The sequence below is a fragment of the Psychromicrobium xiongbiense genome (assembly GCF_030271165.1).
GTDB lineage: Bacteria > Actinomycetota > Actinomycetes > Actinomycetales > Micrococcaceae > Renibacterium > Renibacterium xiongbiense.
This window is the reverse complement of the sequence record NZ_JASSZH010000010.1, coordinates 1-17,657: the sequence shown is the minus strand read 5'-3', so window position 1 is coordinate 17,657 and position 17,657 is coordinate 1. Positions and strand designations below refer to the sequence as shown.

Sequence of the window (17,657 nt, the reverse complement as noted above, 5' to 3'; positions counted from 1 at the left end):
GCGGCTCCACCGAGCTCAAGGTTCCCGTTCTGGACGGCACCTTGCAGGAATACCGTGGCTACCTGCCCACGCCCGCCCCGACCATGACCCCAGGCAGCACTTCGGGCTCCAGCTCGACGGCAACAGCGTCCTCCACCGGGCACTGAGCACCGGGCACTGAGCACCAACACGTCACGAGGAAGGCCCGGAGCGAACTGCAGTTCGCTCCGGGCCTTCCTCGTGACGTGTTGGTGCTCAGTGCCCGGTGCTCAGTGCCCGGTGGAGGACGCTGTTGCCGTCGAGCTGGAGCCCGAAGTGCTGCCTGGGGTCATGGTCGGGGCGGGCGTGGGCAGGTAGCCACGGTATTCCTGCAAGGTGCCGTCCAGAACGGGAACCTTGAGCTCGGTGGAGCCGCCGCCGCTGGAGGAGATTTTCACGGTCTCCAGAGCGCCGGGTGCACTTGCGACGGTGCTGAGCAGGGCGGCATCGGACTCGGCGTTGAGATAGAACGGAACGCCGGGCTTGACCGTGACCTGCGTCTGGGCACCGTTGCTGCCGTTGAAGGTCACGGTGACAGTGCTGGCAGTGTTGTTGTAGACCGCACCGAGCAGCCGGCCTTCCTTGCCGGCGGCCTTGGTGACGATCAGGAGGTTGCTGACTTCAACGTTGTTGAAGGTTGCGCGCACTCCGTCTGAGGGGGAGTACTGGTGGGTGGTCTGCTGCGGGGCGATGTAGCCACAGGCGGAGACGCCCAGCACACTGGCGCCGATCAGGGCGGCGGCACCGAGACGGTAGCCAATACTCGTGCGAACTGTGCGTGCGGTGATTCTCACTGCGGAACTCCTCGGGTCAACATCCGGGCTGGCCAGCGGTGCTTTCGGCACCTTCTCCAGACCATCTGATCCGGCTCGACGTGAGCCGGACGACTGCCTGGCGGGCGATCAAACACTTTTCCTCACCAGAGTATCGGCAATTGCCCCTGACCTCGACTTGGAGACAGTCACAACGAGCGCAAAACCGTGGTCCAAAAGTCGGATGAATTGGGTGATGGGGGCGGCTGGGTGCGGCTGACCTGCGAAGATACTGTGGTTCCCCTGTCTTTCCGCGATCATTTCGTGATAAAGTTGTCTGCGGGAAAGGGAGAATCCACATGGTATTTGAGGTTGGCGAAACCGTAGTCTACCCGCATCACGGTGCGGCGAAGATTGAGGAGATCAAAACCCGCACCATCAAGGGTGTCGAGAAGTTGTACCTCAAGCTCAGAGTCGCCCAGGGCGATCTGATTATTGAGGTTCCCGCTGAAAACGTTGACCTGGTCGGCGTTCGTGACGTGGTGGGCAAAGAAGGCCTGGAGCATGTTTTTGATGTTCTCCGAGCCGAATTCACCGAAGAGCCCACCAACTGGTCTCGCCGCTACAAGGCGAATCTGGAGAAGCTGGCCTCGGGTGATGTCATCAAGGTTGCTGAAGTGGTCCGGGATCTGTGGCGCAGGGATCACGATCGTGGCCTCTCGGCCGGAGAAAAGCGGATGCTGGCCAAGGCCCGCCAGATTCTGATCTCCGAGCTGGCCTTGGCCGAAAAGACCGACGAAGAGCAGGCAGCCACTGTTCTCGATGAGGTTCTGGCGTCTTAGGTTCCAGGACATGCACTTCACGAACGCCCCACCCCCACACAGGAGGTGGGGCGTTTTTGTGTTCTGCTTTTTCTTTCTCCTCGCCGCAGTGCTCGGCGTGAGTGGATGCTCGGGGCAGGCGGCACCATCGGCATCGAGCGTTGATCCTTCGAGCTTCGCGCCGCCATCGCTGCCCTCTCCGGAGAGCTTCCGTTCGCTGGATGTCTGCGCTCTGCTTCCGGCCTCGGAGCTCATGAAACGAAGCCCGGGTACTCAGGTCACTGGCACGGAACTCACTCAGACCCCACTGACCTGTGGCGTGGAATTCATACCTGCCGCCAGCCCCTTAGCTACTGCAGGTGCTCCGGCCGATTCCGGAAAGCCAACAGGCTTGCTGGTCTATGCAGAGACGGATCAGCGCCCGGCCGACCTGCTCCAGCAGAAATCGCCTGACGTGGAACTCAAAGCGGTTCCTGGCGGGGTGCTGCTCTCCAGATCCGGCGGCGGTGGAGCCTGTTTGCCCATCAAGGGGATCAGTCAGACGGGATTCATCATCGGGATATTCTCCTCCGCTCTTCACACCCCACCGGAATGCACTTTTGCCATGGCGGCCGCCGAGCTGGCGCTCGAAAATCTCGGCAAGAGTGTGCCAGAAGTTTCCTGGACGGCGGGCTCACTTTTCAGCCAGGATCTGTGTGCGGCGGTGGACAAGGCCGGAATCGTACGTCAGGTTGGCCTGGTTGGCCCCTTCGTGGCCAGAGCGGATCACCGCGACTGCCATGGGGTAGCCGGGAACGGCGTCCAGACTATTGACCTCGGGTCCTCCATCTCGGACGGGGCGCCGAGCGGTTCCGGGTACAACTCCGAGACGGTGGCTGGGCACGAGATCCGCAGTAACCACGGTGCAGGGACCTGCTTCGTCTACGCCATCTACGGCACCGACCCGGAGCTTCAGAAGCGCGCCGGGCCGCAGGCCTTGGAAGTCGTCAGGATGACCGTCGGGGGAGTGGGGGTCTCGGCCTCCTGTCAGCCGTACGTCGACGCCCTGGGCGCGGTGGTGAAAGCTCTGGGCTGAGCCGGGCCGTCCCGAACAACTACAGTGGGGGCATGAATGACACGCCCTCCCTGCGCTGCGCCGTGGTCCTCGTGGCAGCGGGGTCCGGTCAGCGCCTTGGCCGCGGGATGCCGAAGGCTCAGGTCCGCCTGGGCAGCGACTCGATTCTGATCCATGCCCTGCGCGGAATTGCCGCAGCGGGGCTGACCGACCAGCTCTGCGTGGTCCTGCCCGCAGGGGATCAGACCCTTCGCACGGAAGCGGAGGAGTTCGCCGGCGAGCGCGGCATCCCGCTGCTGCTGGTCGATGGCGGCCAGACCCGGAATGAGTCGGTGCGGAATGCGCTCGAAGCCCTGGCGGCTCTGCCAAGCGACCCCGCGCAGGGTGCGCTGGGTACCGTCCTGGTGCACGATGCCGCCCGCCCCCTGGTCCCGGCGGAGATCTTTCACCGCGTGCTGGCGGCTCTGCAGGGCGGCGCTCTGGCCGTCATTCCCGCGCTTGCCGTGGTGGACACCGTGAAAGTTGCTGCACCGGTGCTCGGTCACGAGATGCTGACCGAGCAGGTCGCCGGAACACCGCAGCGTGAGGTTTTGCGGGCAGTCCAGACTCCGCAGGGCTTCCGGATGGAGACGTTGTTGAACGCTCATCGGGCCGCTGATCGGCTGGAGGCCGAGGCCGTGACCGATGATGCCATGCTGCTGGAAGCTGCAGGTGTTCCGGTGTACCTGGTCCGCGGCTCGGAGTTGAGTCTGAAAATCACGACGCCACTGGATCTGATCGTGGCAGAGGCGTTCCTGGAAGGGCCCGCCGCGCCAAGGTGGGTCGAAGGATGAGTACGCTGCCCCGCATCGGACTGGGTGTCGACGTTCACGCCTATGCCGCAGAGGATGCGCCCGGTGAGGAATCCGCTGGCCTGCATCTTGCCGGCCTCTACTGGCCCGGTGAGCGTCGTCTGGCCGGGCATTCCGATGGCGACCCGGTGGCCCATGCGGCCGCGGACGCCCTGTTCTCTGCCGCTGGTCTGGGTGATCTGGGCACCCATTTCGGCACCGACCGGCCGGAATACGCGGGCGCATCCGGCGTGCGCCTGCTGAGCGAGGCGGCGCGGATAGTGCGTGAGGCCGGCTTCGGCATCGGCAATATCGCCGTCCAGTGTGTGGCGAACCGGCCGCGTTTTGCCGCCCGGCGGGCCGAGGCGGAGGCTGTGCTCAGCGAAGCGGCTGGTGCCCCGGTCTCCATCTCTGCGACCACCACGGACCACCTCGGATTCACCGGGCGCGGGGAGGGCGTTGCAGCTATCGCCACGGCGCTCGTGATCCCGCTCGGCTAGGCTAGGGTCGTGACTTTGCGCCTCTACGACTCTGCCACTGCGGCCGTACGCGATTTTGCGCCCCTGGAACCGGGCCGCGCTTCGCTGTACTACTGTGGTGCCACCGTTCAGAGCGCGCCCCATATCGGGCATTTGCGATCGGCGCTGGTTTTCGACCAGCTGAGCCGCTGGCTGCGCTTCCATGGGTATACGACCACGGTGGTCCGCAACGTCACCGATATTGACGACAAGATCCTGGACAAAGCCGCGGAATCCGGTGAGGACTGGTGGGCACGGGCTTACCGGTACGAGCAGGAATTCAACGCCGCCTATGATGCCCTGGGCATTGAGCGGCCCAGCTATGAGCCGCGCGCCACGGGCCATATTCCGGAGATGCACGCACTGATCCAGGATCTGATCGACCGCGGTCACGCCTATCCGGCACCGGACGGCTCTGGCGATGTCTACTTCGAGGTGCGCTCCTGGCAGGGCTACGGCTCGCTCACCCGGCAGAAGCTTGATGACATGCAGGCCGCGGCCGATGCCGACCCGCGCGCCAAACGTGATCCGCGGGACTTTGCGCTCTGGAAGGGGCGCAAGGAGCAGGAACCGGAAACGGCGTCCTGGTCCAGCCCCTGGGGTGCAGGCCGGCCCGGCTGGCATCTGGAGTGCTCCGCGATGGCCGGTAAGTACCTGGGTGCAGCGTTCGATATTCATGGTGGCGGACTGGATCTGCGGTTCCCGCATCATGAAAATGAGATGGCCCAGTCGCAGGCGGCTGGCCTCCCCTTTGCCGCGCTCTGGATGCACAACGGCCTGGTCAGTTACCAGGGCGAGAAGATGTCCAAATCGATCGGTAATGTGATCGGCCCGGAGGAGCTGTTTGCCCTGGCCACGCCCCGGGTGGTGCGGTACTACCTGGGCCAGGCGCATTACCGTTCCGTGCTGGACTACAGCCCGGAATCACTGGCTGAAGCTGCTGCGGCGCTGGGCCGCGTCGATGAGTTCCTGCGCAAGGCTGCCGTGAAGGTCAACGCTGATGGGTCGCAGAGCACCCTTCCCGAGGGTTTTGCCGAGGCGATGGATGACGATCTGAATATCCCGCGTGCGCTGGCTGTGCTTCATGAGGCGGTCCGTGCCGGCAACACTGCGCTCGCTGCCTCGGATCAGGACGCCGCCCGGGCCCGCTTCCTGGAGGTGCTCTCGATGGTCAAGGTGCTGGGCCTCGGACAGAACGGGGATCAGAGCGCTCGCCTGGGCGACGACCGGGCTGCACTCGATGCTCTGATCCAGTCCCGGCTGACGGAGCGTTCCGCTGCCCGCGCCGCCAAGGACTGGACCCGCTCGGACGCAATCCGGGATGAACTTGCCGCCGTCGGCATCAAAATTGAAGACTCGGTGGACGGTGCCACCTGGACGCTAGAGAACAAAGGCAATCACGATGGTCAATAATCCCCGCGCAGCACGAGGCAAGAAGGGCCCCACCAAGGGCTCCGGTGGCAAGGGCCGCAGGTCCCTGCAAGGCAAGGGCCCCACGCCCAAGGCGGAGGACCGCCCGTATCACAAGGCCTACCGCGAGAAGGAGCTGGCCGAGCGTTCGGCTGCCAAGCGCAGCGGCGTGCCCGGCTCCGCCGCCCGGCGTCCGGTGCAGAGTGCCGCTGCCCGTGGCCAGCGTCGTGGGCGCAGTTCCGAGGAACTTGTCACGGGCCGTAACTCGGTTCTGGAGGCACTGCGGGCAGAGATCCCCGCCAAAGCCCTCCATGTCGCGGTCCGCATCGATATGGATGACCGTGTCAAAGAGGCACTGAAACTGGCCACCGAGCGCGGTATCCCGCTGCTGGAAAACTCCAAGGTGGAGCTCGACCGGCTGACCGAGGATGCCGTCCACCAGGGCCTGGCGCTGCAGATCCCGCCCTACGACTACGCGGACGCCATTGACCTGGCCCAGGAGACGATGGAGAAATACCGCAAGGGCTATCAGAACAACGCACCACTGCTGGTTGCACTGGACGGCATCACCGACCCGCGCAATCTGGGCGCCATCATCCGTAGCGTCTCCGCCTTCTCCGGCCACGGCGTCATCGTGCCGGAACGTCGCAGCGTGGGCGTTACGGCCTCGGCCTGGAAGACCAGCGCCGGTGCAGCGGTCCGCGTTCCCGTTGCCAAAGCGCCCAATCTGAACCGCGCACTGGAGGCCTTCAAGGACATGGGCTACTTCGTCCTTGGGCTCGATGGCGACGGCGATCTGTCGCTGCCCGGCCTGGAGGTCGCCACCGAGCCGGTCTGCCTGGTAGTGGGCTCCGAAGGCAAGGGTCTGTCCCGACTGGTCCGGGAGAACTGCGACGCGATCGTTTCCATCCCGATCGACTCGGCCATGGAATCGCTCAATGCCTCCATGGCCGTGGGCATCAGCCTGTACGAAATTTCCCGCCAGCGCGCGGAATCTGCCCTGTCTCCGAACCCGAATGCATCACGTTAAGCAATGACCGACATCCTCACAGCAACGGTGCTTGGCACCGCAACCTCGCGGCCCTTTCCGCTGGGGGTCAGTAGCCCTGCGCCCGGGGCGCCCCTGACCGGTGACCCGGCGCAGGCCGTCAATATTGCGGTGTGGGCACCCCGGCTCAGTGGCGTGGTGGTGTACTTGCAGGTTCCCGGTGAGCCGTGGCGGGCCGTGGCGCTCAACGAATTCTCCGAGGGGGTGCACCACGGTCTGGTGGAAGGCATGCCGGTGGGCAGCCGTTACGGTTTCGTCGCCAGCGACCATGCAGAGCGGACCGACCCGGAGGATGGTTCGCTGCTGCTGGATCCCTATGCGCGAGCCATTCAGATGGAGCAGCTGGAGGATGGCGAGGCGCTGTACGGGGTGAGGATGTCCTCCGATTTCGATTGGGGGACGGATGTCCGTCCGCAGACGCCCTGGCGCGATTCGGTGATCTATGAGGCTCATGTCAAGGGCCTGACCCAGCTGCATCCCGATGTCCCCGAAGAACTGCGCGGTAGCTATGCGGGTCTGGCGCATCCTGCCATGATTGCCCACCTGGTGCGTCTGGGCGTGACCGCCGTGGAGCTGTTGCCGGTGCACGCGCACCTGGACGAAAGCCATCTGCGCGGACTCGGCCTGCCCAATTACTGGGGGTACAACACGGTGGGCTACTTCGCCCCGCATGCCGCCTATGCCTCGCCCGCTGCCCGGGCGGCTGGGCCACAGGCAGTCCAGGACGAGTTCAAGGGCATGGTCAGGCTGCTGCATGAGGCGGGCCTGGAAGTGATCCTCGACGTCGTCTATAACCACACTGCCGAAGGGCAGCAGGGTGAGGAGCCACTGAGCTGGCGCGGCCTGGCCGAGGAACAGTATTACCGCTACGACGGTGATCCGGACTCCGGCGCCAACTATCTGGACACGACCGGTTGCGGCAATACGCTCAACTTCTCTGAACCGCGCGTGGTGCAGATGACCCTGGATTCGCTCCGCCACTGGGTGGAGGAGTTCCATGTGGACGGCTTCCGCTTCGACCTGGCCGTGACGCTGGGCCGGGACGCGCAGAACAATTTCACGCCCACTCACCCCTTGCTGGTCGCAGCGACCGCCTCGCAGTCGCTCTCCGGGACCAAACTGATCGCGGAGCCCTGGGACGTCGGTTTTGACGGCTGGCAGACCGGGCGGTTCCCGGTGGGCTGGGTGGACTGGAACGATCATTTCCGGGACACGGTGCGCGATTTCTGGCTGGCAGACCAGGCCTCGATCGCCGCGGGCGGCAGCGGGGGTGGCCTGGCCCGGCTGGCGGATGCGCTGGCCGGATCGACCCGGCTGTTTGCAGCCTCCGGTCGGAGCCAGCTGGCCTCGGTCAATATGGTCACCGCGCACGACGGTTTCACCCTGGCGGACCTCACGGCCTATAACGAGAAACACAATGAAGCCAACGGTGAGGACAACCGGGACGGGTCCACGAACAACCATTCCTGGAATCACGGGGTGGAAGGCCCCACCGAGGACTCCGCCATCCTGGCTGCCCGCGCTCAGACAGCCCGGAACCTGATGGCGAGCCTGCTGCTCTCGCTGGGGGTTCCGATGATCACGGCAGGGGATGAGCTGGGCCGTACCCAGCGCGGCAACAACAACGCCTACTGCCAGGACAATGAGATTTCCTGGGTCGACTGGTCGAAGGTGGACAAGAGCCTGTTGGCGACCACCCGGGCACTGATCCAGTCCCGCAAGGACTATCTGGCGGCTCAGCCCTCCGCCTACCCCGCCCGGGGCACCAACAGCTACCTCTACTGGTTCAATGCCCAGGGGCAGCAGCTCTCGCCGGAGCAGTGGCAGGATGGCTCGCAGCGGGTCCTGCAGCTGCTGCTCGGCTCCCCGAAGGGGACCATGGACGGACTGGTGATCTTCAACGCGACGCCCGCCGAGGTGGAGGTGACGCTCCCGCTGTTCCCGGAGGCAGCACCGGGCGTCCCAGCGGCCGATGCCGGGCCGGCAGCGACATCCCCTGCCGCGACGCCGCGCAGCTATCAGCAGCGGTTCAGCACGGCCGCCTCTTATCCGCAGCATAAGGGCGAAGTGACCGAGGCTGGCGAGGTAGCCCGGATTGCGGCCAATAGCGTCACGCTGTACCGGACGTAGGGCCAGTTGACACAGTGAAGCCCCGCCGACTCAGGAGTCGGCGGGGCTTCACGTTGAGCGGGTGGCAGGAGTTGAACACTGCACCTCCGACCAGGAAGGCCGGCGTCCTGACATTGGACCACACCCGCGGGACAGCATTCTGGAGCAATTTCCCGATGCTGCACCGAAAACACTAACAGCACGCAGAGGCTGACCGAAATCGATGGAAGGATCAGACTATGAGCCCAACTCCGCCACCGACGCCCAGCACACCGCGCCCTGAGCAGACCTCGGGCTCCAGAGCGCTCACCGCCTCGAACCGGAAAAAGCTGGCCCGGGGGATCGCTGCGCTGATCGTCATCGTGCTGGTGTTTGTGGGGGTCTGGGTGTTCAACCTGGTGACCAATCCGCACCCGGGCGGTCAGGGGTCACAGACGGTGTCCACTTCCCAGGGCAGCAAAGCCTCCTCGCACGGCAGCACCAGCACGACGAACGGTTCGGCTGGTGCCAAGGCCCCGGCCAACCCCTCGTCGCTGTCCACCGTCAAGGCGAGCGCGCTGCCTGCCGAGGCGCAAAGGACTCTGGCGCTGATCGCGAAGGGCGGGCCGTACCCCTACGACCGGGACGGCATCAACTTCGGAAATTTTGAAGGGGTGCTACCCAAAAAGCCCGGTGGTTACTACAGCGAATACACCGTGGATACCCCGGGATCCTCGGACCGTGGGGCCAGGCGGATCATCGTTGGCAAGGGCGGCGAAAAGTACTACACCGATGACCATTACGCGACCTTCCGCTTCATCGAGGAGGACCAGTGAGTGCCCCACAGAGCTATGTCATCCCTGCCGCAGCGAACAAAGAGGCCGTCCTCGACGCCTTTGCCCGGAGCTTGGGATTCCCGTCCTACTTCGGCCATAATCTCGATGCGCTTGCGGATTGCCTGCGCGACTTCGCCCAGGCGCTGACCGGGCCCACCGTCGTCCGGTGGGAGGTCGATCCGGCCTTCCGTCAGACCCGCGCTTTCGCCCATATTCAACAGATCCTGGCCGGGGTGACGGAGGCCTCGCCCAGACGTCTGAGCGTGGTGCTGGCGTAAACGCTTGCTCACAGCAATGGCGCGGATGTCCGCGTCGCCGACTTTGTGACGCACGACGAGCGAAGAATGTCGGGGAATGTCGTTCATCTGGTGCCAGAGTGACCCAAATCCCACTAACGTGTTGGGTGTGAGTGACGATCAGACTGCTGGGTCCGCGGGACCCTCTTCCCTCAGCCAGACTTCCGTACCCAGGCGAGCCCCTGCCCGGCCGACCAGGAAAAGCCAGTCGGCACCCGGCAGGGCAACCGGGAGTGATGCGATCCCGGCAAGTACGGCTAAGATCGCCACCAAGTCAACAGTTAGACCTTCCGCAAAACCTTCAACAGGAAAATCAACGGTGAAACCTGCTGTGAAGTCCGTAGTCATGTCCCAGACCCGGGTCGGGCGCATCCCGATCACCCATGTACAGCCCGTCGTGGACGGTGGCGCAGTCCCCGCCAAGGCCGTCCCGGACACCGATCTTGAGGTCGGTGCCACGGTGTTTCGGGAAGGTCACGATCTTCTGGGCGTTCAGGCGGTACTGCTCGATGCCAAGGGCAAGGAACGCGCCCGGATCACCCTTGAGGAGCAACCTAACGACCGCTGGACCGGACGGTTGCGCACCCGTGGCGTCGGCAAGGCCGCCTTCCGGGTCGAGGCCTACACGGACGCCTACGCCACCTGGGCGCACAATGCCGAGGTCAAAATTGCGGCCGGCGTGGACGTGGAGGTCATGCTGACTGAGGGAGCGCGGCTGCTCAGCCGGGCCGCCCTGGAGAAGGACCGGAGCGCTGCGGACCAGCGCACTCTCGCCGCTGCCGCTGAAGGACTTGCCAACGGGGCGGACCAGCCGATGAACCGCCTCGGCGCCGGGCTCTCGGTGGAGGTGCGTGCCGCCATCGGGCGTCTTCCTCTCAAAGAGCTGGTCACGCTGAGCCCGGACTACCCGATTCTGGTGGAGCGCGATGCCGCCGGCCGCGGAGCCTGGTACGAGTTCTTCCCGCGGTCCGAGGGGGCGGTTCGCGACCCGGATACTGGCCAATGGACCAGTGGTACCTTCCGCACCGCCATCGCGAGCCTGGACCGCGTCGCGGCCATGGAGTTCGATGTCATCTACCTGCCGCCTATCCACCCCATCGGCGAGATCAACCGCAAGGGCCCGAACAACACCCTGGTGGCAGGTCCTGCCGATCCGGGCTCGCCCTGGGCCATCGGGTCCGCACAGGGTGGTCACGACGCCATCCATCCCGATCTCGGCACCTTCGAGGACTTTGCGGCCTTCGTGGCGCGGGCTCAGGAACTGGGCCTGGAGGTTGCCCTGGATCTGGCGCTGCAGGCCGCCCCGGATCACCCCTGGGCGAAAGAGCACCAGGAGTGGTTCACCACCCGGGTGGACGGATCCATCGCCTATGCCGAAAACCCGCCCAAGAAGTACCAGGACATCTACCCGCTCAATTTCGACAACGATCCCGATGGGCTCTCCCGCGAGATCCTGCGCATTGTCCTGGAATGGATCGACCGTGGCGTCACGATCTTCCGGGTGGACAACCCGCACACCAAGCCGGTGTGGTTCTGGGAATGGCTGATCGGCAAGGTCAACCGCAAGCACCCCGGCATCGTCTTCCTGGCGGAAGCCTTCACTCGGCCGTCCATGATGCATGCCCTGGGGCGGGCCGGGTTCCAGCAGTCCTACAGCTACTTCACCTGGCGGAACACTAAGGAGGAGATCGAGGATTACCTGCAGGAGATCTCCCACGGTACGGCTGCCTTCTTCCGGCCGAACTTCTTTGTCAATACGCCGGATATCCTCACCGAATATCTGCAGTACGGCGGGCCGGCAGCCTTCAAGATCCGTGCGGTGCTCGCTGCCATGGGAAGCCCGCTCTGGGGTGTTTACGCCGGCTACGAGCTGTTCGAGCACGTCGCCCGGCCCGGCGCTGAGGAGTACATCGACAACGAGAAGTACGAGTACAAGGCGCGCGATTTCGCTGCGGCGGAAGCCTCCGGCCGCTCGCTGGCCCCCTATCTGACCCGCCTGAACCAAATCCGCCGGGCGCACCCCGCGCTGGGCGAGCTCTCCAATGTCGTGATCCATCCGACGAGCGATCCTGCGGTACTCGCCTTCAGCAAAACCAAGGTGCTGAGCCCCAAGAGCTCGAAGGGTGGCAGCCCGGTCTCGGACACCGTGATCGTGGTGGTCAATCTGGACCCGCACAGCGTTCGGGAGGGCATGGTGTACCTGGATCTGTCCACGCTGGGTCTGGAGAGTTCCGACTTCCACGCCGACGGCACGTTCACGGTGAATGAGCTGCTCACAGGTCAGAGTTGGCAGTGGGGGAGCCAGAACTACGTGCGTCTGGATGCCCACGTGGAACCCGCCCACATTCTGAGCATCGGACGGAAGGCATGAGCATTTCTTCTGGACACTTCAATATGAACGCTCCGGGACTGCAGCATGATCCGCACTGGTACCGGAAATCGGTGTTTTACGAGGTTCTGGTCCGTGCGTTCCACGATGCCAACGGTGACGGGTCCGGTGACTTCTCCGGGCTGATCGACCGGCTCGACTACCTGCAGTGGCTGGGCGTGGATTGCCTCTGGCTGCCGCCGTTCTTCCAGTCGCCCCTTAAAGACGGCGGCTACGACATCTCGGACTACTATCAGGTCCTGGACGAGTTCGGCACGCTGTCCGATTTCCAGCGGCTGGTGGCGGAAGCCCATGCCCGTGGCGTCCGGGTCATCATCGACCTGCCGCTCAACCACACCTCCGATCAGCACAGCTGGTTCCAGGCCTCGCGAGAGGATCCGGACGGTCCCTACGGGGATTTCTATGTCTGGAGTGACACCGATCAGAAGTACCAGGATGCGCGCATCATCTTCGTCGATACCGAGGAATCGAACTGGACCTTTGACCCGATCCGACGCCAGTTCTTCTGGCACCGCTTCTTCAGCCACCAGCCGGATCTGAACTTTGAGAACCCGAAGGTCGTCAAGGCGGTCTTCGACGTCGTCCGATTCTGGCTGGACCAGGGCATCGATGGCTTCCGGGCCGATGCGATCCCGTACCTCTTCGAAGAGGAGGGGACGAACTGTGAGAACCTGCCGGGAACCCACGAGTTCCTGCGAGAGTTGCGCGCCATGGTGGACAAGGAATACCCCGGGCGCGTGATCATTGCGGAGGCCAACCAGCCGCCGGAGGAAGTGGTGGAGTATTTCGGTACGTCGGATGCTCCGGAGTGCCATATGGCCTTCCACTTCCCCATCATGCCGAGGCTCTTCTACGCCCTGCGGGACCAGAAGGCGGCTCCGATCATTGAGACCATGCGGGAGACACCGGGTCTGCCGCCGGGCGCCCAGTGGGGGACCTTCCTGCGAAATCACGATGAACTCACGCTGGAGATGGTCACGCCGGCCGAGCGCGAGGCCATGCTGGGCTGGTACGCTCCCGACTCCCGGATGCGCGCCAACGTCGGCATCCGGCGTCGTCTGGCCCCGCTGCTGGATAACTCTCGGGCGGAAATCGAGTTGATCAACGCCCTGATCCTGGCGCTGCCCGGCAGCCCGTTCCTGTACTACGGGGACGAAATCGGCATGGGGGAAAATATCTGGCTCCAGGACCGGGACTCCGTCCGGACGCCAATGCAGTGGACGCCGGACCGCAATGCCGGCTTCTCGGTGGCGGATCCGGGCAAGCTCTACCTGCCGGTGATCCAGTCGTTGGTCTACCACTTCAACCAGGTCAATGTGGAGGCTCAACAGGCCCATTCCTCCTCGTTGCTGAACTGGATGCGGCAGATCCTGAGCGTGCGCAAAGCACATCCGGCATTCGGGCTCGGCGAATACCACAATGTGGAGGCAAGCGCGGAGCCGGTGTTGGCCTTCCTGCGTGAGCTCCCGGAGGGCAATCCCGAAGGGGAGCTGGGCGAGGCCATGCTCTGCGTGTACAACCTGTCCCAGCACCCGGTGGCCACCCAGTTGAGATTGCCTCAGTTCGCAGGGCGGGGGTTGCGTGATGTTTTCGGCGGCACTCTGTTCCCTGCGGTGGCCGATGACGGTCTGCTGACCCTGACCCTTGGCAGTCACGACTTCTTCTGGTTGCGTCTGCGCTCGGCTGGGTCCAGCGCGGCCTCGCCCATCACTCAGGCGATGCCGCTGGTGACACATCTGCCGCACGGAGGAGCCAATGGACCCAGCTTTGTGGTGAATCCGCCAGCGACGGAAGTCCATGACGCAGGCCTTGAAGGTTCGCTGGGCTGATGAGTCTGACGAGTCCCTCCCTCCCGCAGCTGCTCTCCGCCTGGCTGCCAACCCAACGATGGTTCCCGGCAAAGGGTCGTCGCGTTGAGTTGGGCCGGGTGGGTGGTTTCACCCTGCCGGATGCCGAGGGGCTTGCCAGTCTTGAAGTGCATCTTGTTGCGGTCACCGATCTGGAGGACGCTGCTGCTGCAGCTAAGATCCTGCAATTGCCGGTGAGCGTGCGCGCAGAGCCGCTGCCGGATTCCGGGAGTTTTCTGATCGGAGTCACTGAGCACGCGGAGCTGGGTCAGCAGTGGGTGTACGACGCTGTTCACGACGCGGCGTTCATCACCTCCTGGGTGAGACTGATGGCTGTTCTGGGCGAACCTGCCGCTGGGCGTCGAGCGCGCAGCGATGACGCAGCGGAGGTGTTCTCCGCCCGGTCCAGCGAGGACTTCCGTCAGTGGTGGAAGGCCGTCGACGCACCTCTGCAGCCACGCCTGATCTCGGGGGAGCAATCGAACAGCTCGGTCATTCTGGATTCACCCGGCCCGGGCGTGATTCTGAAGTTCTTCCGCGTTCTTACCGAAGGCCTGAACCCGGATGTGGAGGTGGGACGGGCGCTGGCTGCAGTCGGTGACACTGCCGCACCGAAGCTCATGGGATCGGTCGATGGCGAATGGCAGCTGGCGGGAGTCTCCCACCGCGGCAGCCTCTGCGTGGTCCACCAGTTTGTTCCGGGTGCACAGGACGGGTGGAAGCTGGCAGTGCGCAGCGCTGTGGACGACGGCGATTTCGCAGCTCCTGCTGAGGAACTCGGCGTGGTCCTGGCGAAGCTTCATGCAGATCTGTGCAGCGGCTTCGGTGCGACGGCGCTGGATCAGCCTGCGGCCGAGGACTTCCTTCAGGATCTGAGCAGGCGGGTCAGGGCCATGTGGGCTCAGGTCAGCGAGACCGTCGGTGTTGAGCATACGGAACAACTGGACGTCGTATTGGATCGATTGTGCGTCCCGGGGGCCGAGGGGGATCCAGCTTCCGGTCTTGCGCTGGAGCTTCAACGCATTCACGGTGATCTCCATCTGGGACAGGTTCTGGCCACCGAAGAGCCCTCAGCCTCCGGGCCGGAGGAAGCTGGCACTCCCGGATTACGCCGGTGGTACATTCTGGATTTCGAGGGTGAGCCCTTGCGTCCGATTGAGGGTCGGATCATTCCGGACGTCCCCTTGCGGGATGTTGTGGGGGTCCTGCGTTCCTTCGACTATGCGGCTGCTACGGCACGCCTGCACCACGGTCAGGATCCGTCATCGGAGGGCAGTGCCTGGCTGGAACGCTCCACGGAGGCGTTCCTGCGTGGCTACCATCGTGGCGGCGGCGAATTCTGGTCTACTGAATCACCGCTGTTTCTGGCATTGTGGCTGGACAAGGCGCTGTATGAGGTTTTGTACGAACAACGCAATCGGCCAGCCTGGTTGCCGGTACCGCTCAACGCGGTCCGACGGGCGCTGGCCCCACACCCTGTACAGCAGGGCCCTGAGAAAGGTGGACCGACGATGGTGGACCAGACGGTTATGGCGGCAGTTGCAGAAGGTCGCTATCACGATCCGCACAGCGTTCTCGGGCCGCATTTCGATGACGACGGCGTCCTGACCATTCGCACCGCGCGTCACCTGGCCACGGAGGTGGCAGTGGTGACCGCCTCCGGCCGCACTCCGATGACCCACGAGTATGGCGGCATCTGGACGGCTGTGGTGGAGCCGGAGGAGCCGGGACACGCGCCGGACTACCGTATTGCGGTGAAATACGCGGACGGCTTTGAGGCCGTGGTGGATGATCCCTACCGTTTCATGCCCACGGTCGGGCAGCTTGACCTCCATTTGATCAGTGAAGGCCGGCACGAGGAATTGTGGACGGTGCTCGGCGCTCATCCGCGGCGGTATCCCTCCGTTCTGGGCGAGGTCAACGGGGTGAGCTTCGCGGTCTGGGCACCCAATGCACAGGCTGTGCGGATCAAGTCCGATTTCAACAACTGGGATGGCCGTGTGCACAGCATGCGCTCGCTGGGATCCTCCGGGGTCTGGGAGCTGTTCATTCCGGAGGCCAAGCCCGGTAGCCGCTATAAGTTCGAGATCCTCTCCCGCTCGGGTGCCTGGGTGGAGAAAGCCGACCCGATGGCTTTCGGTACGGAGATCCCTCCGCTGACCGCCTCGCGTGTGGTGGCCTCCGGCTATGAGTTCCAGGATGACGAGTGGATGGCTGCCCGCGCAGCCAGTGATCCGCACCAGGGGCCGATGAGCGTCTACGAGGTTCACCTGGGATCGTGGCGACTGGGCCTCGGCTATGCCGAACTGGCCAAGGAACTCGTCGAGTACGTGCAGTGGATGGGGTTCACCCACGTTGAACTGATGCCGGTGGCTGAACACCCCTTTGGCGGCTCCTGGGGTTACCAGGTCACGTCCTACTACGCGCCGACATCGCGCTTTGGCCACCCCGACGAGTTCAAACACCTTGTCGATGCGCTGCATCAGGCCGGTATAGGCGTCATTCTGGACTGGGTGCCGGCGCACTTCCCTAAGGACGAATGGGCTCTGGCCCGGTTTGACGGCGAGGCGTTGTACGAACACGAGGATCCGCGGCTCGGCGAGCACCCGGACTGGGGAACCCTCATTTTCGACTTTGGTCGCGCAGAGGTCCGCAACTTCCTGATCGCCAACGCCCTGTACTGGCTGGAAGAGTTCCATGTGGATGCGCTGCGGGTGGATGCGGTCGCCTCGATGCTTTATCTGGACTACTCCCGTGAGGAAGGGCAGTGGCGCCCCAACCGCTTTGGCGGTCGGGAGAACCTGGAGGCCATCTCCTTCCTGCAGGAGGTCAACGCCACCGCCTACAAGCGTTCGCGCGGGGTCGTGACCATCGCAGAGGAGTCCACGGCGTTCCCCGGTGTCACTGCTCCCACGGACGGCGGGGGCCTGGGCTTCGGCCTGAAATGGAACATGGGCTGGATGCATGACTCCCTGGCCTACATTGAGGAGGATCCGGTCAATCGAAGCTGGCATCATGGCACGGCCACGTTCTCCATGGTCTACGCCTTCACCGAGAACTTTCTGTTGCCGATCAGCCACGATGAAGTGGTGCACGGCAAGGGGTCCATGCTCCGCAAGATGCCCGGTGACCGTTGGCAGCAACTGGCGAACCTGCGGGCCTTCCTTGCCTGGCAGTGGGCGCACCCTGGCAAGCAGTTGATTTTCATGGGAACCGAATTCGGCCAGGAAGCCGAGTGGAGTGAACAGCACGGCCTGGACTGGTGGCTGGCGGATATGCCGGCGCATCGCGGGGCGCAGCTGATGGTCCGCGAGCTGAACGCCCTGTACCGCCAGACTCCGGCTCTGTGGGAACAGGACAATTCAGGTGCGGGCTTCGAATGGATCGATGCCGATGACAGCGAGCACAATGTTCTGGCCTTCATCCGATGGGACAAGGCCGGTAACCCTCTGGTCTGCGTCGTGAACTTCTCCGGGAATCCGCATCACGGTTACCGGTTGGCCCTGCCTCAGAGCGGCACCTGGACCGAAGCACTCAACACGGATGCGCTGGAGTTCGGCGGATCCGGGGTGGGTAACGGCGGCGAGGTGATCGCAACCGACGAGGAGTATTACGGTCGGCCCGCCTCGGCAACGCTCAGCCTTCCACCTCTCGGTGCGCTGTATCTGGTGCCAGCAACCTCCTGACCTGCGGTTTTACCTCCGCCTGGGGTTGGGTTTGTGTTGGGGGGTGGTGTGGTGGTAGTGTTTT

General features: G+C 64.2%; 13 protein-coding genes and 1 tRNA gene. 12 read left to right on the top strand and 2 right to left on the bottom strand.

All coding sequences use genetic code 11. The features are described 5' to 3' along the window. Window positions 1-248: 248 nt before the first annotated feature. On the bottom strand, window positions 249-812 hold the full coding sequence (locus tag QQM37_RS04815; protein WP_285725436.1) for a hypothetical protein: 564 nt from the start codon (window positions 810-812) through the stop codon (window positions 249-251). A 317-nt stretch (window positions 813-1,129) separates the two neighbouring features. On the opposite strand from QQM37_RS04815, the gene QQM37_RS04810 reads away from it, so the two are divergent. Genes QQM37_RS04810 through glgX form a run of 7 tightly spaced genes read left to right on the top strand, consistent with a single transcriptional unit; the run spans window position 1,130 to window position 8,581 of the window. Beyond that, window positions 1,130-1,612: a CarD family transcriptional regulator gene (locus QQM37_RS04810; protein WP_285725435.1), complete on the top strand. Its 483-nt coding sequence runs from the start codon at window positions 1,130-1,132 to the stop codon at window positions 1,610-1,612. Between the two features lie 58 nt (window positions 1,613-1,670). Beyond that, on the top strand, window positions 1,671-2,666 hold the full coding sequence (locus tag QQM37_RS04805; RefSeq protein WP_285725434.1) for a hypothetical protein: 996 nt from the start codon (window positions 1,671-1,673) through the stop codon (window positions 2,664-2,666). A 32-nt stretch (window positions 2,667-2,698) separates the two neighbouring features. Then, window positions 2,699-3,478 carry a 2-C-methyl-D-erythritol 4-phosphate cytidylyltransferase gene (ispD, locus tag QQM37_RS04800; protein ID WP_285725433.1) on the top strand — a complete coding sequence of 260 codons (780 nt, stop codon included), beginning with the start codon at window positions 2,699-2,701 and terminating at the stop codon, window positions 3,476-3,478. Further along, entirely contained in the window at window positions 3,475-3,975 is a 501-nt protein-coding gene (ispF, locus tag QQM37_RS04795; RefSeq protein ID WP_285725432.1) for a 2-C-methyl-D-erythritol 2,4-cyclodiphosphate synthase, read from the top strand. The genes ispD and ispF overlap by 4 nt, the downstream gene beginning before the upstream one ends. A 9-nt stretch (window positions 3,976-3,984) precedes the next feature. Then, window positions 3,985-5,406, top strand: a complete 1,422-nt coding sequence (gene cysS, locus QQM37_RS04790) for a cysteine--tRNA ligase (protein WP_285725431.1) — start codon at window positions 3,985-3,987, stop codon at window positions 5,404-5,406. After that, entirely contained in the window at window positions 5,396-6,433 is a 1,038-nt protein-coding gene (gene rlmB / locus QQM37_RS04785) for a 23S rRNA (guanosine(2251)-2'-O)-methyltransferase RlmB (RefSeq protein ID WP_285725430.1), read from the top strand. Before cysS ends, rlmB begins: the two co-directional genes overlap by 11 nt. A gap of 3 nt (window positions 6,434-6,436) precedes the next feature. Beyond that, on the top strand, window positions 6,437-8,581 hold the full coding sequence (gene glgX, locus QQM37_RS04780) for a glycogen debranching protein GlgX (RefSeq protein WP_285725429.1): 2,145 nt from the start codon (window positions 6,437-6,439) through the stop codon (window positions 8,579-8,581). Window positions 8,582-8,637: 56 nt separating this feature from the next. On the opposite strand, the gene QQM37_RS04775 is transcribed toward glgX, so the two are convergent. Further along, window positions 8,638-8,709: transfer RNA gene (locus tag QQM37_RS04775), tRNA-Gly, on the bottom strand. A 90-nt stretch (window positions 8,710-8,799) separates the two neighbouring features. Between QQM37_RS04775 and QQM37_RS04770 the strand changes: the two genes are divergently transcribed. The 5 genes from QQM37_RS04770 (at window position 8,800) to glgB (ending at window position 17,593) form a co-directional block, all read left to right on the top strand. After that, window positions 8,800-9,375: a guanyl-specific ribonuclease gene (locus QQM37_RS04770; protein WP_285725428.1), complete on the top strand. Its 576-nt coding sequence runs from the start codon at window positions 8,800-8,802 to the stop codon at window positions 9,373-9,375. Continuing rightward, on the top strand, window positions 9,372-9,653 hold the full coding sequence (locus QQM37_RS04765) for a barstar family protein (RefSeq protein WP_285725427.1): 282 nt from the start codon (window positions 9,372-9,374) through the stop codon (window positions 9,651-9,653). The genes QQM37_RS04770 and QQM37_RS04765 overlap by 4 nt, the downstream gene beginning before the upstream one ends. 364 nt (window positions 9,654-10,017) lie before the next feature. After that, window positions 10,018-12,042 (top strand): alpha-1,4-glucan--maltose-1-phosphate maltosyltransferase, encoded by a 2,025-nt coding sequence (locus QQM37_RS04760; RefSeq protein ID WP_285725437.1) that lies wholly within the window; start codon window positions 10,018-10,020, stop codon window positions 12,040-12,042. Further along, window positions 12,039-13,889 (top strand): maltose alpha-D-glucosyltransferase, encoded by a 1,851-nt coding sequence (treS, locus tag QQM37_RS04755; RefSeq protein ID WP_285725426.1) that lies wholly within the window; start codon window positions 12,039-12,041, stop codon window positions 13,887-13,889. Before QQM37_RS04760 ends, treS begins: the two co-directional genes overlap by 4 nt. After that, window positions 13,889-17,593 carry a 1,4-alpha-glucan branching protein GlgB gene (gene glgB / locus QQM37_RS04750; protein WP_285725425.1) on the top strand — a complete coding sequence of 1,235 codons (3,705 nt, stop codon included), beginning with the start codon at window positions 13,889-13,891 and terminating at the stop codon, window positions 17,591-17,593. The genes treS and glgB overlap by 1 nt, the downstream gene beginning before the upstream one ends. Window positions 17,594-17,657 lie beyond the last annotated feature (64 nt).

What these genes read in the sequence shown, in the direction of transcription:
- QQM37_RS04770 (WP_285725428.1), top strand. Translation starts at nt 8,800, where the DNA reads ATGAGCCCAACTCCGCCACCGACGCCCAGCACACCGCGCCCTGAGCAG.
- QQM37_RS04810 (WP_285725435.1), top strand. Translation starts at nt 1,130, where the DNA reads ATGGTATTTGAGGTTGGCGAAACCGTAGTCTACCCGCATCACGGTGCG.
- treS (WP_285725426.1), top strand. Translation starts at nt 12,039, where the DNA reads ATGAGCATTTCTTCTGGACACTTCAATATGAACGCTCCGGGACTGCAG.
- QQM37_RS04760 (WP_285725437.1), top strand. Translation starts at nt 10,018, where the DNA reads ATGTCCCAGACCCGGGTCGGGCGCATCCCGATCACCCATGTACAGCCC.
- ispD (WP_285725433.1), top strand. Translation starts at nt 2,699, where the DNA reads ATGAATGACACGCCCTCCCTGCGCTGCGCCGTGGTCCTCGTGGCAGCG.
- rlmB (WP_285725430.1), top strand. Translation starts at nt 5,396, where the DNA reads ATGGTCAATAATCCCCGCGCAGCACGAGGCAAGAAGGGCCCCACCAAG.
- ispF (WP_285725432.1), top strand. Translation starts at nt 3,475, where the DNA reads ATGAGTACGCTGCCCCGCATCGGACTGGGTGTCGACGTTCACGCCTAT.
- glgB (WP_285725425.1), top strand. Translation starts at nt 13,889, where the DNA reads ATGAGTCTGACGAGTCCCTCCCTCCCGCAGCTGCTCTCCGCCTGGCTG.
- glgX (WP_285725429.1), top strand. Translation starts at nt 6,437, where the DNA reads ATGACCGACATCCTCACAGCAACGGTGCTTGGCACCGCAACCTCGCGG.